Source organism: Candidatus Phytoplasma rubi, assembly GCF_026821955.1.
Classification (GTDB): Bacteria; Bacillota_I; Bacilli_A; order Acholeplasmatales; family Acholeplasmataceae; genus Phytoplasma; species Phytoplasma vitis.
On the sequence record NZ_CP114006.1, the window covers coordinates 1 to 14,235 of the forward strand.

Sequence of the window (14,235 nt, forward strand, 5' to 3'; positions counted from 1 at the left end):
TTTTAAAAAAACCTTTTTTATATATAAATATTTTTTAAAAGGTAAATTAAATGGAAGAAAAAAAATTGTCAAAAAACGAAATTTGGGAAAATATTTTGAAAGATTTATCTTTTATTTGTAGTGAAAAAGTTTTCGAAGAAACTTTTTCTAATATTAAATTATATAAAATAGAAGATGAAATTTTTTTTATTTTAGTTGATAATGAATTTATTAAAAATAAAATTTTAAATAATTATTTAAATAAAATAGATAATATTTCTAAAAAATATTCTCAAGAGAAAATATCTTTTCGATTTATTTCTGAAAAAGAAATTCTAAAAGAAGAAAAAAAAATAAAAAAAAAAGAAAATAAAAAAATTGATTCAAGTGATTATTATCAAGGAAATTTAGAATCTAAATATACTTTCGATAATTTTGTTCCTGGAACGAGTAATAAGTTTGCTTTTGAGATGGCCAAGAAAATTGCTAATTCAGAAAAAATAGAAATAAACCCTTTGTATATTTTTGGTTCTGTTGGTTTAGGAAAAACACATTTAATGCAAGCTATTGGAAATCACATTTTAGTAAAAAAATCTAATAAAAAAGTTTTATATATTAAAGCAGATGAATTTATAGAAGATTTTACTAATAAATTAAGAAAAGAAAAAATAGATGAATTTAATAATAAGTATAGGAGTATTGATGTTTTTTTAGTAGATGATATTCAAATAATGTCAGAAGCAACTAGAACTCAAATGGAATTTTTTAAAATTTTTGATTATCTTAATTTGAATAAAAAAAAAATAGTGATTACAAGTGATAAAAACGTTTTAGAATTAAAAAATATTATGGAAAGATTAACTAATCGATTTAAAGCAGGATTAGTAGTAGATATTAAAAAACCAGATCTTAAACATCGTCTTGATATTTTAAAAAAAAAAATATTTTCAATTCAAGGCGAGGGTGAAAACATTCAATTAAAAAAAGAAATTTTAAATTTTATTTCTTCTAATTTTTATGATAATATAAGAGAAATGGAAGGGGCTTTATTTAGACTTTTAAATTATTTTCAAATTTATAAATTAGAAATTAATTTAAAAAATACTAAAGAAGTTTTAGAACCTTTATTAAAAAATAAGAAAAATGTATCCGAAGAAGAAATAAATTCTGAAAAAATTAAAAAAATAGTAAGTAATTTTTATAATATTAATATTAGGGATTTGGTTGGTGACAAAAAAAATTCTAAATATACTTTACCACGGCATATCACTATTTATTTTTTAAAAAAAATAAATAATATTTCTTTTAAAACAATAGGTTTTATTTTTAATAAAAAATATTCTTCCATTTTTAAGGCTTATAAAAGAATTGAAGAAAAAATAGAACAAAAAGAAGAATTAAAAAAAGTTGTGGAATTTATTTTGAAAAAAATAAATAATTAAAAAAATAAAATTATTTTAAGGAAAATAAGAAATTGAAATATGAATTTCGAAATAAAAAAAGAAGTTTTTTTGCATTATTTGAACCAAATTCAAAAAATACTTCCTCAAAAAACTTTTTTTCCTATATATTACTACATAAAAATAGATATTAAAAAAGATGTTTTATTTTTAGAAGTTAATAATAGTCATATTGTTGTAAAAATAAAAGTAGAAGACGAAAGTTTAAAAGTATATGAAGAAGGAATTTTTATTGTATTAGGAAGAAATTTTATTGATATTATTAAAAAAATAGATTATTATCTTATTAAAATTGATTTTTTAGAAGATAAATTTTTAATTATTAAAACTGATTCTTCACATTATAAATTAAAATTAATGGAATTAGATAATTATCCTTGTTTTAATTTCATTTTTGATTATCAAAATTTTTTTGAAATAGAAATAGAATTATTTAAAAAATTAATTAAAGAAATGATTATTGTTTCTTCCAAAGATAAACAACAAAATATTTTAACAGGAATCAATTTAATTTATAAATTTCCTTTTTTAATTGCTGTAGCTACTGATTCTTTTAGTTTAGGTCAAAAAAAAATAGAATTAAAAATAGATTATTATGATTTTAATATTATTATTCCTGCAAAAAGTTTAGAAGAATTACTTAAACTTTTGGAACAACAAAAAGATGAAATTCTTCAAATATCTATCACAGAACAAAAATTTTTTTTAAAAACAAATTCTTTATTTTTTCAATCACCTCTTTTAGAAGGAAATTATCCAGAATATCCACCGATTAAAAAAGAAAATTTAATTAATTTTTTTAAATTAAATAGAAACAATTTAATTAAAGTTTTAGATAGAGTTTCTTTGTTTTTGCCAAAAGATAAAAATATTTTTGATAATTCTATAAAATTTCAAATTCATTCGAATTATAAATTAGAAATTTCTTCTGATAGTGAAGAAATAGGACATGCTTTAGAAGAAATGGAAATTTTAGAATCTTCTTTCGATAGAAAAATAAAATCTTTTTTCAATGTTAAATATTTAGAAGAAATTGTAAAAGTTTTTACTAGTGATCAAATTACATTTTTTTTTGAAAATTCATCAAAACCTTTTGTTATTATGGATGAAGAGGATGAAACAATTTTATATTTAATTTTCCCTTTTTATTTTAAATAATTTTTTTCATTTTCCTTTTAAAAAGGATTTTAATAATTATGATTAAAAAAAAATCAAAAAAACAAAATAATAAAATAAATTCTTTATTTTCAGAATTTGATTTTAAAATAAAAATTTATTTTCTTTTTTTGCTTATATTGACTTTTTTTACATTTATATTTGATATTTATTTATATACTTTTGGAAAAGACATAGAATTATATAGATATTATAGTAGATTTAAATATTTTACTAATCAAACAGTTTTTTCTATTTTATTTATTTTATTTTCTTTTTTTGTAAAAATTAAAAATAAAAAAAAATATTCTTTTTTTATTTACGGAACTATAGTTAATGGTTTATTAACTTTTTTTGTTTATAATTTGTTATTATTTCCTTTTTATGATAGTGAAAAATTTATTATAATCAAGTTTATTAATTCAAGTAAACCAGAAGAACTAAAATATTTTATTAGTTCATTACAACATATTTTTATTCCTTTAATTTATTTTTTTCTTTTTTTCTTTTACATTCCTTTAGATTTAAAAAAAATTAAAGAAATTTATTATTCTTTTTTTCATCCTATTTTATATTTATTTACTTTTTTTATAATCTCTTGTTTTTACAGAGAATGTGAAGAAGATTTGAAAAAATGTTGGTTTCCTTATCCTAACATTCAATGTCCTAATCACGGATGGTTTTTATTTAAAAATAAAGAATATGGAAGTATGTTTTCTAAACTAATTATTGTTTTTGTAAGGTTATCGATTTTATTTTTTTTATTTTCTATTCTTTTTGTTTTGATTTTTATTGGCAAAAGAAAATTTAATAAAAAAATTAGAAAAAAAGTTTTTAAAAAAAGAAATTAATTTTTAAATTATTGAAAAAGGTTAATATTAAAAAAATGATTTTTAAAGAAAAAAAAAGATTAATAACAGGTATTAAACCAACAGGAGTTTTAACTTTAGGTAATTATTTAGGTGTAATAAAACCTTTGATTCTTTTTCAGAATAAATATCATAATGAATATGATATTTATTTTTTTATTGCAGATTTGCATGCTTTAACTAGTTTTCAAGAACCATCTTTATTAAAAAAAAATATTCGTGAAATGATATATCTTTGTTTAGCTTTAGGTTTAGACTTAAATAAAACAAATTTATTTATTCAATCAGAAGTTCTTCAACATACTTATTTAAATTATATAATGGAATCTAATACTTATTTAGGTGAATTAAGTCGAATGATTCAATTTAAAAAGAAGAAAAGTTCTTCGAAACAAGTTAGAACATCTCTTATGATTTATCCTATTTTAATGTCTTCGGATATTTTGCTTTATGATGCTGATTTTGTTCTTTTAGGTCAAGATCAAAAACAACATTTAGAATTAACTCGTATTTTAGCTAATCGTTTTAATAATTTATATGGTAATACTTTTGTTGTTCCTAAATTTTTACAATTAGGTTCTATGATTAAATCTTTAACTGATCCTCAAAAAAAAATGAGTAAAAGTTCTTATAAAAATAGTTCTGATGATAAAGGTTGTATTTATATTTTAGAAAATTTAAATATGATAAAGCAAAAAATTTTAAAATCAGTTACTGATTCAGGAAAAGATATAAAATATGATTTAGAACAAAAACCTGGTTTAAGTAATCTTTTAAATATTTATTCACTTTTGAAAAATTGTGATTTAAATGATACTATAAAATATTTTCAAAATTTTTCTTATAAAATGCTTAAAGAAGAAATTGCTGATTCATTAGTAGAAGAAATTAAAATTATTCAAGAAAAATTTTATGATTTAGAAAAAAATGTTAATTTAGAACAAATTTTGCAAAAAGGAACTCAAAAAGCAACAATAATAGCCGATCGTAAAATAAAAGAAGTTAGGAAAAAATTAGGAATAGATATAAATTAAAATTAAAACTGAACTGTTCCGTTTTTTTAGACAATTTTAATTTTTAAAATTGTTCTTTAAGACTAAAAATTAATTGATAATTTCTTATCTTTTCAAACTAAAGAAACATTTTTTTGAATTAAAAAGTGTCTAAACTTTTTTAATAATTCTTTGTTTCAAAAGATATTTTTTTTAATATTTTATCCTTACACTATTTAGTTAGGTAAAAAAAGTGAAAAACTCGCCAACAAAATGAAAAGAAAATAATTTTTGATATAAATTTAACATTTTTCTTGAAAAAAGGCGTACTAAAGTAACCTTTTTCAAGGTTATATTATTTTATGTTAATTCAACTAAAAATTTATCTTAGATTTTGAGCATATTGAGATGGAGTTGAATTGTTTAATTTGGTTAAAATCCATTTATTATTCCAAAATTGAGTAAAATGATTTATTAATTTTTTTATTTTTTCAGTAGTTTTTAAAAATAAAAAAGGATGTTGGTGTTTTAAGATTGTTTTCATTTGACCAAAAAAGTTTTCAATGACGGCGTTGTCTCGTGGGGTAGCTTTTCTTGACATACTGATTAAAAAACCTTTTTTCGTTAAGGTTTGTTGAACTTTTGGCGATTGATAAACTGCTCCTTGATCGGAGTGAATTATACAAGGTTCTTTTAATTTTGGAAGTTTTTTAATAGTATTTAAAATTAAATCTTTATTTTGATGCTTCGAAGTATGAAAAGCGATAATTTGGTTATTAAAAGAGTCGATTATACAAGAAAAATATAAAAAACCTTGATTAGTTTTGAAATAAGTAATATCAGTAAAAAGTTTTTGAAGAGGTTTGGTGGCCATAAAATCTTGATTGATTAAATTAGGAATCACTTGGAGATTATTTTTTAAATTATGATAAGTAAAATTTTTTTTGATTCTTAAACGACAACTAATGTCATTTTTTTTCATAATGGTGTAAACTTTTTTTTTGGTGATAAACTCATTAAAAGTTTTTTGGTATAAAGTAGTAATTTTCCGATGACCGTAAAAATATTGATAATGGAGACATAAAGCTTTAATTCTTTTTTCTTGTAAAAAGTATTTTTCTTCTTTTTCTTTAATTTTATTTTTAACTTTTAACCAATAATAATAAGTACTTCTTTTAATTTGAATTGTTTTTAAAATGGTGGTTAAATTAAGAGTTTGATGAAATTGATTAACTAAATTAAAAACAATTTTTTTATCAATTTTTTTTATCTTTTCAATGATTTTTTGTAATAATTTAATTTTTTGTTTTAATTTTTTCATATTAATACCAATTATTTTTATAAATTGTTTAGATATATTTATATATCAAATATTATAACTCTAAAAAATTTTTTATTTAATCAATAGTGCTTCAGCACATTAATTTTTTTGTTTAATATATAAATATTTTTCAATACTTGATAAGGTTTTTAATTTAAAAATTAAAGTTTATTTAATGATTGAAATAAATTAAAAAAATAAAATTAATAAAAGAAGTTTTTATTATATCGATAAATAATAATGATATGAAAAATGATAATTCGATAATATCAAATATCGAGTATCATTATCATTATCGATATAAAATATCAAATATCACTTCTTAAATGAGTTAATCTTTATATAGATTATTTTAAAAGACAAACTGTTATAAAACTGTTAGTAAAGTGTTATAAAATTGTTAGTAAAGTGTTATAAAATTGTTAGTAAAGCGTTATAAAGTTGTTAGTTTTCTTTTTTTATTAAATATTTATACATAGGATGTAGTTTTTTCACCCGATAACCTTGTTTTGTTTTGGTTAAGAAGGATTTAATATATTTTAAATCTTCTTTTCGATAGTAAATAATGTTTAACCCTTTTTTATAGTTAGTTTTCATGGGTTTATTATATTTATCTTGTTTTTGAGGGTCTAATTGGTATAATTGTAAAGTTTCTAATTTATTGACATCAATTTTCCCAATTAATTCTTTAAGCTGATTTTTAGTTTCGTTTTGATAATTGATTTGAAATAAATAATAGAGGGTTTTAAGGGGGTTATTTTGGCTTTTAAGAGGGATTAAATCTGAAAGTAATAGTTTAATATTACTAGAAGAAAAATTATCATTAATTAAGGTGATTTTCGTTTGTTTAATTTCTTCTAAGATTTGAGGATCGACAAAGAGAGTTTGGTTTTTAGGACGATAATTGGCTTCTTGGTAGGTATTTTTCTTTTTAGAATGAGCGATAATAGTGAGATTGATTAAATCTTTTTTTAATATTTTTAAAAAGTTTTTAATTTGTGTTAAATCGTTAGGAGTGGTTTTTGTGTTCCAACCCCCAATTCTAATTTCTTGACTGGTATCGTTTTTCATTTTTTTCTCCTTTTAGGTTGTTTGTTAGATAAAAAATAAAAACCCTAAATGTTTAAATTTAGGTAAAATGAATAACTAATTTATTCTTCGATGATGATTTTGTCTTCTCCAAAGAAATGAACAGCTAAATCGACTGTGATTTTCTTTTTGGCTTATTCATAAGTGATATGTGGGTCTAAAAAACATTTTTGATAAGCTTCTTTTCCGTATTGCCGTAATAAATCATTGACATCTTTACAAGTTTTATCATAAGGAGAAAAAATACGTCTAATTTCGTATATAATAATTTGTTTCTTTGAGTTGTATTCTTAACGCTTTGCTTCGTTTTTGTTCTTTTTCGTCGTTATCTAAGATGATAATCATCTTAATTTTTTCTTTTTTAATAATTTCTAGTTGAGATTGGGAAAGTAATTGTGCGACACAAATGAGACCAACCACATTTTTAATATCATTTTGCCAACAAATAATGACATCGAAAAAACCTTCATGAATGATGATGGTTTTCGTTTTTTTAATATACGTAAAGCTTTAAAAAAATGATAACTAAAATGAAAGGTTGGTGTTTGACTAAAATTAGTTAAAGCTTGGTATTTAGGTTGAAAGTAAGAAACTTCCCGGAAATGGTTTTGATAAAAATGAAAAGTTTGATGATAATCATTTTTAATGGGGATAATGATGGAATCATGGAAAGTATCGTGATAATATTTTTTATTTTGTTTACTGGTTTTTTTTTTGATAAAATCATATTCAACTAATTTATCGATATTAATATTTTTCTTTTTACAATAATTTACGAGTCGAAAAGATAAAAGTTTATCGGTTAATGGGGTGTAACCAAGTTTAAATTCTTTGATGGTTTCTAGGTTTAATTTTCTTTTTTGGGTTAAATAAGTTAATCTTGGTTTACTTTCGTTGTGTTTTGATTAGTAGTTAATAAATAATGATAATAATTTCTAATTTGGTTAAATAAAGGTGAGATTTCCTTAAATAATTGTTTCTTTTTCAAGTTAATTTCCTGTTCGTAAACTAGGTGCTTTTATTTAATTGAGTGATATGGTTGTTGAAAAGAGTTAGTAGTTATTTTCGTTATTTCTTTTTTTTGTTGGTTTAAGGTTTTAAATTCGAAAGAATTCATAAATCCTTCTATTTTTTGAATTGTTTCATGAAAGGATTTAATTCGACGGATAGCCATATAAAAATCAATAATATCGAAATCTTTCTCATATTTCCAACAATGAATTTTATTAGTTGAAGTCAAATGACAATAAGTAGGATTCTTTCCTTGATGAAGGGGGCAAAAAAGGGAAACGTTGTTTGATGTTGAAATTTAGCGGTAAAATATTTAATTTTTTTAATAAAACCACCATCGGAAAATGGTTTTGGATGTGTTTTATTTTTTCTTGATAATTCATTGAGTTTCCTCCTTAATAACTTTCTAATGGATAAGGTAAAACATAACCGATTTCTTGAAAGGTTTGAGTGGTCATTTCAAAATGATAAATTAAGTTTTTTTTGGTGCCATTTCGATTCTTTTTAATAGATAATTCAATAATTTTTTGAGATTCGTTATTTTTTGATTCTAAATATAATTTATTTAAATCTTGATTATAGATATTTAATGGTTTTTCTTTGTCTTTGGATATTTTGGGTTGGAATTTAGACATCATTAAGACGATATCTGAGTTAGTTTCAATTCCGCCACTTCCTTTTAAAGCTGTTATTTCTGGTGATTTACCTTGGTAATTGTTGTATGTATCTCTTGAAAATTGAGATAAAATGATAATAACGATGTTTAATTCAATGGCTAATTGTTTTAATTTAGTCATAATTTCGTCAATTGCTAGACGGTCATTTTCTAAGTGGTTTGTGGTTTTGGTTATTTGAAGGTGGTCAATGACGATAATTTCTGCTTTTTGTTCCAAAGAAAAACGATAAACTAAATCAATTACATAATCAATATTTTTGCTTTTATCATAACTAAATGATAAATTTATGTTGGCAAAAAATTGTTTTGCTATTTTCATCCTTTCCGTGTATTTGAGTGGTGCGATGTTTAAGTCTTTCAAATTTTTATCTAAAATAACATTTAATGGAATTTGAGTTTGGCAGGCTAATAACCGACTTAAATTTTCTTCTAAAGTCATTTCGTAAGAAAAAACTAAGATATGAGGATGATGGCGAGTTTCTTGATACTTAGTTTTGGTGATATCTAACAGCAGATTATAAACAAAAGTGGTTTTGCCTAATCCTGTATACCCGCCAATGGTGATAATTTGACCCTTTTTAAATCCTTTTGTGGCATGATTTAATCCTTTGAAAGTTTCTGATAAACGGTAATATTCTTCTTGGATTTTTTGTTTGAATTGCTGATCGGTTTCAAAAAATTCAGGATGGACAGAGGACATTTGGTTTAAAGTTAATAAGTTTTGGTCTGATTTGTGGGGAATGAAAGAAAGAAATTTTCTTAATTTATCAAAGATTTCTTGGTAATAAAAATGTTTATGATAAGGATCTTTATTTTCAAAAGAAGGACTAATAATTTTTAATAGTTGTTGAAAAAGTTTTTCTTGGGTATAGGTATGTTTTAAGTTATCTAAGAAATCAAGGTTATTTTCCTCACTAAAATCATTACTTAAAAAAGATAATGATTTTTTATTAAAGTTATCTTGGGGGAAATGGGTTTGGAGATAGGTGAGTAATTCTTTGATTATCTTAGTTTGAGATTTTATTTTATCAAAGGGATGTGTTGTTTGTTTTTCTAAAAATAAATATTTTAAGGTTGTAAATATTTTTTTATTTTGTTTATTTAAAAAATATTGTGGATCAATCAGTTGAAAATAAAAACTTAATTGGTTAGCTTTATTTTGGTTCATATAGGAAATGATTTGTTTTAAAGCTTTTTGTTCGTTGGTTAAAAGTTTCATGATTTTAACTCCTTTATTATTTTTTAATCATTTTAATATTCCTAAAAGGGAGGAATTGGTTAGTAAGCAATGTTTTTAAAAAGATATTCGTTTGAGGTGAAAAACAATCAATCACCTGGTTAATTCCTGGGATTTTCCTTTGATTGATTTTCTTGTTTAATCTTTGAGCTTCCACGGTGTTGTTATTTAATAAATAAAATTCAAAATGGGTATCGAGTTTTTTCAGTTGTTGGGCTTCGATAATCGTTTGATGATAACGATCACGCAGACAAGTTTTAATACTAAAGGCGATGATTCTTTTTGTTTTGGTAAATAACAATAAATCAAATTTAATTTCAGGAATGAAGAATAAATAAGCTTGAGGATATAAATGAATGATGCCTTGGTTTTGAAAATAGAGTAAAATGAGATATTCATTGATTTTACCGTGGATCACTTTTTGACTTTGAGAGTAATAGTTGTTATCAGTTAAATATTGATTTAGTAGATGGATGGTTATGATTCATATATTCATTAAAAGCTAGTAAAAAACCGGTTTTAACAAATAATCTTTTTAAAATAGCGACGACACATTGAGTGTTAGTGTTAAATTGTTTAATGTGGTAAAAATCTTCGTTAGTTAACATCTTTTTAATTCCTTTCTCAAGAAAAAAAGACCTTTTTTAAGTTCTTTTCTTCTTAATTTTTTTCGTTTTCCAATAACGGTCCCATCAGGTTTAATCTTTTTAATTTTCCCATTATGGTAATAAAAATAGCGATTACCGTTTTGACATTTTTTCTTAGTAACAATGACTATTATCTTTCTCCTAGATATTTCATAATTTTTTTGATATTGGATGGAATTGGGTCGCTTCCGTTTAAGATTAATTTATTAATGCCATTAGCGTAATGAGTTAAATAATAATAGTATCTTTGGCGAATGGTTTGAAAATAAGTTAATGATTGTCTTTCAATCAGATCTCTTTGATGTTTTTTTTGTTTTTTCTTTCTGGTTTTTCCGATAAGAGGGTCAATATCTAAATAAATTAATAAATTGGGTTTTCTTAATATAGTTTCATGATTTATCTTAAAGATTTTTTTTAAAGGTAAAAGTTGTTTCTTTTCTTTTAAAAAAGGAAATAATTGATAAGCATAAGTAGATGGCAACCAACGGTCTAAGATAATTAATTGGTGATTTTTTAATTGGGTGAAAAAATTAATTCCTCTTGGATTTGAGCCATATTCGCAAGACTTAAATAAAAACGAGTGAGATAATCTACTTGTTGAAAATTTAAAAATAAATTTCGAATTTCCCTTCCAAAAGAATTACTTCCTAAATCTTGATAAAGTTGATGCGGGATTTTTAATTAATATTGAAGGGTGATGAATAAGAGAAGTTTTCCCACACTACCATCTAATCCTTCAAAAACAATTAATTTCATGATTGTTTTCTCCTTTGATTTTTAATTTGGGCATAAAAAAAGACCTTCATTTGAAGGTCTAAAAGTATTAATTAATTATTTGATTTTACTTAATTTTTTTAAATAAGTGGTTTTTTCTAATTCTTTTTTGGCTTTGGTGAAAAGGGCTAAGTATTTTTGACTATCTTGAATCATTTTAATGATAAATGTTTTATCTTGATAAATCCCCGAACAACATGATAGTTTTGTTCATGAAAATAAACTAAAAAGTAAGCGAAGTTAGTTTGCGAACAATAGAGTTGACATTGAACTTGGGCCCCAAGTAGTATTGAGGGATATTTTTTATTTGAGGATTGATTAAAAAACTAGTCCAAGTGGATGAGTCTTTTTGGTTTTCATTCACAAAAGGACATTTAATTTCTAAGACAACTTGATTTTGTTCATTGTAGCTATCTAAAGATGCAGAAAAAAAGATTAACTTGATCATCAGTGAAAAGGCGTCTTCAAAAGTTAAATTGGTTTTTTGCATGAAAAATTGACGCGTGATTGGTTCCATTTTTTGACCATGGAGGGTGTGTAATATTGATTAGCGGTAAAGGTTGTCCCAAAGAGTTTATTATGAACTAATTGTTCCATGGAACGAAAAGGGATCTAAACCCCGTAATGGAAGCAATTTCAGAAGCGTTAATATATTTTTTTCGATGTTGATACCATAATTTGGTGGGTTGATTTAAGTTTTTGATGCGCATAATAATTATTCTTTTTTAAATATTTTCTTTAATAATAATAAAAGATATTTTTCTAAATAATAAAAGAAACGAAAAAGGTGATAAAGACATTTAAAAAGAAAATCAATTAGATATAAGAAATGAGGAAGAAATAATAAAATAATTGTTAATAAACCTAAATTTAACCATTGATTTTGATAAGTAAAGAAATAACGACTGATAGTATTAAGGCTATTATTTATCTTGGTTAACCAAGTATTAATGAAATTCCACATGATGATTGGATTGTTGCGTGGTTAAATGTTGATAAAATTGAACCACTATTCCTTGTTTTAATTGGTGAATACTTAGTTTGACGGTGAAAAGATAGAATTTAATGACATAATAAATGGTTATAATTGGAATAAATGAAAGTAGAGTGATGATGAAAAAGATGAGATTACTAGGTAAAGATTGAAAGATTTTTTTTATGAACATGGTTTTTGGTTTCCTTTCCAGTGTTGTATGTGTTGTTAAATAAAAAAACTCGCTAAATTGAGCGAGTTTGTTTTGATTAAAGATTTAATTCTTTTGGTTTTTGAGGAGGCGGGGTAGTATTTAAAAAATAACTTATATATTTTATTTCATTTCTAGTCCTAAAATAATCTCCATCAATGCCCCAATCGTCAATAAAAAAGCCTTCGATATATCGATAAAAATGAGTATTTCCGTTTTGATCATAAATAGTTTTAGAATAACGACCTAATTTGTCACGAATTTCATTACCTGTATAATAACAACCATATTGGATTGGACATTGATTTAACCATTTAATATAATTAATTCTATATTGTTCAGCTAATTTAATTTTGAAAGAATTATCACTACAAAGAATTAAATAAATTGTATTATCAGTTTCGAAAAGATGGAAAATGATTTTAAATTTAAAAGGAATATTAATTTTTTTATATGAAGGAGAAGTGATTTCAAAAGAAATTTCAACTTTTTTAATTTCTTCATCGTATTTACCTTCTTTGATTAATGGTGGGAAAGTATATAAATTATTTTCATATTTCCAATCACGAATAGAAGTATAAGGTTCAGAAGAGTCAGGTAATTCAATAATTTTATTTCTTTTTTGGACGTTAAAAATAAAGAGATAAATATTTTTAGCGCCATTGGAAAGTTTTAATAAATCTTGGATTCTCCATTCTAATTTTCTTCTAAGAGATTGTGTTTTTTGATTTTCAGAGAGAATTCGAATGCCATCATCAAAATAAATGGCGTCAATTGGAACATCATGAAAAGTTTTCGATGGTAAAGGTAATACCAAACCAGTATGTAAAGTTGCGTTATAACAACCTAATTTAATCAATTTTGGTTCTTTTATTAGATTGTTTTCAATTAAATAATTATTGATCTCTTCTTCTTTTTTTTGATCAGTGAAAATATCTCTAAATACGAAAGTTATTTTAGGTTGGATTTCCTGAGGTTTTTCTTGGGCGTTCCAAAAGATAAAAGCTTCTTCGATGGCGATTTTGTATTTTAAAAGGCCTTCTAAGGTGTATTCATTGTCTTCATCAGGATATTTTTCGTTAAAAGGATTGATTCTAGGTTTGAAATAAACTCCAATTAATCCTTGAGGAGGATTTTTTAATTTGGGATCAAAGAAAGTATAACCGTAGGGGTTATAGGAAGGAGATGAAATATCATAAAGAAAAGCTTTGATATCAAAATATTTTAAGATTTCAGGAATACTTTCTTTAGAAAAAACTTGAATATCATGACGGATGAATTGAGGTTGAGTTGCCAACCATTTTTGTTGGAGAGTTTGGTAGTCTAATAATTTAATGGTTGATTTGGTTTTAAAATGAAAGAAAGAATGAGCAGAGATGGAAGAAGATAAGTTAAAAAGAATGATAAAAAAAATAATAATAATTTTAAATAAAGGGAATTTTGGTTAATTTTAACATTGTTGGTTACCTCCTAATTTAATGTGGGTTGTAAAATAGTTTTTAAGAGACAGTTGTATTCATAATTTTAATGAACATATTATCTAGTTTTGTTTATGGCCTTGTCAGTTAAGGTAGTTTATTTTCCTTACTAGTGAAAAAGTTGTTTGTAAAATAAAAAAAGACCTTGAAGGGTCTTGGTTTGTTTTTATATAATTTTAATTATTTTAACGTCTTCTAGGATTATTTAGTTTATTTTGATTATTTTGTTGTGGCATGAAATTGTGGATAATAATTTGTTGAGCAGCAATACGATTACTTAATTCAACATTTTACCTCACAAGATTGTTAATAACTTCTTCGGAAGCTTTATCATTTCTAGCATTAAAAATTTGTTGAACTATT

13 protein-coding genes and 2 pseudogenes are annotated in these 14,235 nt (G+C 23.3%); 4 read left to right on the forward strand and 11 right to left on the reverse strand.

The genetic code is table 11. The features are described from left to right. Nucleotides 1-50: 50 nt before the first annotated feature. From dnaA to trpS, 4 genes are read left to right on the forward strand one after another with little or no spacing between them, the layout of a single operon-like run. Nucleotides 51-1,421, forward strand: coding sequence for a chromosomal replication initiator protein DnaA (dnaA, locus tag RS022_RS00005; protein WP_268849884.1), 1,371 nt, complete (start codon nt 51-53; stop codon nt 1,419-1,421). A 39-nt stretch (nt 1,422-1,460) separates the two neighbouring features. Further along, nucleotides 1,461-2,597 (forward strand): DNA polymerase III subunit beta, encoded by a 1,137-nt coding sequence (gene dnaN / locus RS022_RS00010; RefSeq protein ID WP_268849885.1) that lies wholly within the window; start codon nt 1,461-1,463, stop codon nt 2,595-2,597. Between the two features lie 38 nt (nt 2,598-2,635). After that, on the forward strand, nt 2,636-3,445 hold the full coding sequence (locus tag RS022_RS00015) for a hypothetical protein (protein WP_268849886.1): 810 nt from the start codon (nt 2,636-2,638) through the stop codon (nt 3,443-3,445). Nucleotides 3,446-3,480: 35 nt separating this feature from the next. Further along, nucleotides 3,481-4,497: a tryptophan--tRNA ligase gene (trpS, locus tag RS022_RS00020; protein WP_420885762.1), complete on the forward strand. Its 1,017-nt coding sequence runs from the start codon at nt 3,481-3,483 to the stop codon at nt 4,495-4,497. Nucleotides 4,498-4,837: 340 nt separating this feature from the next. Here trpS and RS022_RS00025 read toward each other — a convergent pair whose 3' ends face one another. The 11 genes and pseudogenes from RS022_RS00025 to RS022_RS00070 all read right to left on the reverse strand — a co-directional run bounded on the left by RS022_RS00025 (nt 4,838) and on the right by RS022_RS00070 (nt 13,691). Next, nucleotides 4,838-5,776 (reverse strand): IS3 family transposase, encoded by a 939-nt coding sequence (locus RS022_RS00025; protein ID WP_268849887.1) that lies wholly within the window; start codon nt 5,774-5,776, stop codon nt 4,838-4,840. Nucleotides 5,777-6,220: 444 nt separating this feature from the next. Next, nucleotides 6,221-6,847 carry a phase variable surface lipoprotein gene (locus RS022_RS00030; RefSeq protein ID WP_268849888.1) on the reverse strand — a complete coding sequence of 209 codons (627 nt, stop codon included), beginning with the start codon at nt 6,845-6,847 and terminating at the stop codon, nt 6,221-6,223. An 80-nt stretch (nt 6,848-6,927) separates the two neighbouring features. Then, nucleotides 6,928-8,259: pseudogene (locus tag RS022_RS00035) on the reverse strand (toprim domain-containing protein). A gap of 12 nt (nt 8,260-8,271) precedes the next feature. Then, nucleotides 8,272-9,771 (reverse strand): replicative DNA helicase, encoded by a 1,500-nt coding sequence (locus RS022_RS00040; RefSeq protein ID WP_268849889.1) that lies wholly within the window; start codon nt 9,769-9,771, stop codon nt 8,272-8,274. 16 nt (nt 9,772-9,787) lie between these two features. Continuing rightward, nucleotides 9,788-10,397, reverse strand: a pseudogene (locus RS022_RS00045) (hypothetical protein). A gap of 169 nt (nt 10,398-10,566) precedes the next feature. Further along, nucleotides 10,567-10,917, reverse strand: a complete 351-nt coding sequence (locus RS022_RS00050; protein ID WP_268849890.1) for a nucleoside/nucleotide kinase family protein — start codon at nt 10,915-10,917, stop codon at nt 10,567-10,569. A 516-nt stretch (nt 10,918-11,433) separates the two neighbouring features. Continuing rightward, nucleotides 11,434-11,727, reverse strand: a complete 294-nt coding sequence (locus tag RS022_RS04205; protein WP_420885763.1) for a hypothetical protein — start codon at nt 11,725-11,727, stop codon at nt 11,434-11,436. 67 nt (nt 11,728-11,794) lie between these two features. Then, nucleotides 11,795-11,920, reverse strand: coding sequence for a hypothetical protein (locus RS022_RS04210; protein WP_420885764.1), 126 nt, complete (start codon nt 11,918-11,920; stop codon nt 11,795-11,797). A 5-nt stretch (nt 11,921-11,925) separates the two neighbouring features. Beyond that, nucleotides 11,926-12,174, reverse strand: coding sequence for a hypothetical protein (locus tag RS022_RS00060; RefSeq protein WP_268849891.1), 249 nt, complete (start codon nt 12,172-12,174; stop codon nt 11,926-11,928). After that, entirely contained in the window at nt 12,158-12,376 is a 219-nt protein-coding gene (locus tag RS022_RS00065) for a hypothetical protein (protein WP_268849695.1), read from the reverse strand. Before RS022_RS00065 ends, RS022_RS00060 begins: the two co-directional genes overlap by 17 nt. Nucleotides 12,377-12,452: 76 nt before the next feature. Next, on the reverse strand, nt 12,453-13,691 hold the full coding sequence (locus tag RS022_RS00070; protein WP_308738520.1) for a hypothetical protein: 1,239 nt from the start codon (nt 13,689-13,691) through the stop codon (nt 12,453-12,455). Nucleotides 13,692-14,235 lie beyond the last annotated feature (544 nt).

What these genes read in the sequence shown, in the direction of transcription:
- dnaA (WP_268849884.1), top strand. Translation starts at nt 51, where the DNA reads ATGGAAGAAAAAAAATTGTCAAAAAACGAAATTTGGGAAAATATTTTG.
- dnaN (WP_268849885.1), top strand. Translation starts at nt 1,461, where the DNA reads ATGAATTTCGAAATAAAAAAAGAAGTTTTTTTGCATTATTTGAACCAA.
- RS022_RS00015 (WP_268849886.1), top strand. Translation starts at nt 2,636, where the DNA reads ATGATTAAAAAAAAATCAAAAAAACAAAATAATAAAATAAATTCTTTA.
- trpS (WP_420885762.1), top strand. Translation starts at nt 3,481, where the DNA reads ATGATTTTTAAAGAAAAAAAAAGATTAATAACAGGTATTAAACCAACA.
- RS022_RS00025 (WP_268849887.1), bottom strand. Translation starts at nt 5,776, where the DNA reads ATGAAAAAATTAAAACAAAAAATTAAATTATTACAAAAAATCATTGAA.
- RS022_RS00030 (WP_268849888.1), bottom strand. Translation starts at nt 6,847, where the DNA reads ATGAAAAACGATACCAGTCAAGAAATTAGAATTGGGGGTTGGAACACA.
- RS022_RS00040 (WP_268849889.1), bottom strand. Translation starts at nt 9,771, where the DNA reads ATGAAACTTTTAACCAACGAACAAAAAGCTTTAAAACAAATCATTTCC.
- RS022_RS04205 (WP_420885763.1), bottom strand. Translation starts at nt 11,727, where the DNA reads ATGGAACCAATCACGCGTCAATTTTTCATGCAAAAAACCAATTTAACT.
- RS022_RS04210 (WP_420885764.1), bottom strand. Translation starts at nt 11,920, where the DNA reads ATGCGCATCAAAAACTTAAATCAACCCACCAAATTATGGTATCAACAT.
- RS022_RS00060 (WP_268849891.1), bottom strand. Translation starts at nt 12,174, where the DNA reads ATGTGGAATTTCATTAATACTTGGTTAACCAAGATAAATAATAGCCTT.
- RS022_RS00065 (WP_268849695.1), bottom strand. Translation starts at nt 12,376, where the DNA reads ATGTTCATAAAAAAAATCTTTCAATCTTTACCTAGTAATCTCATCTTT.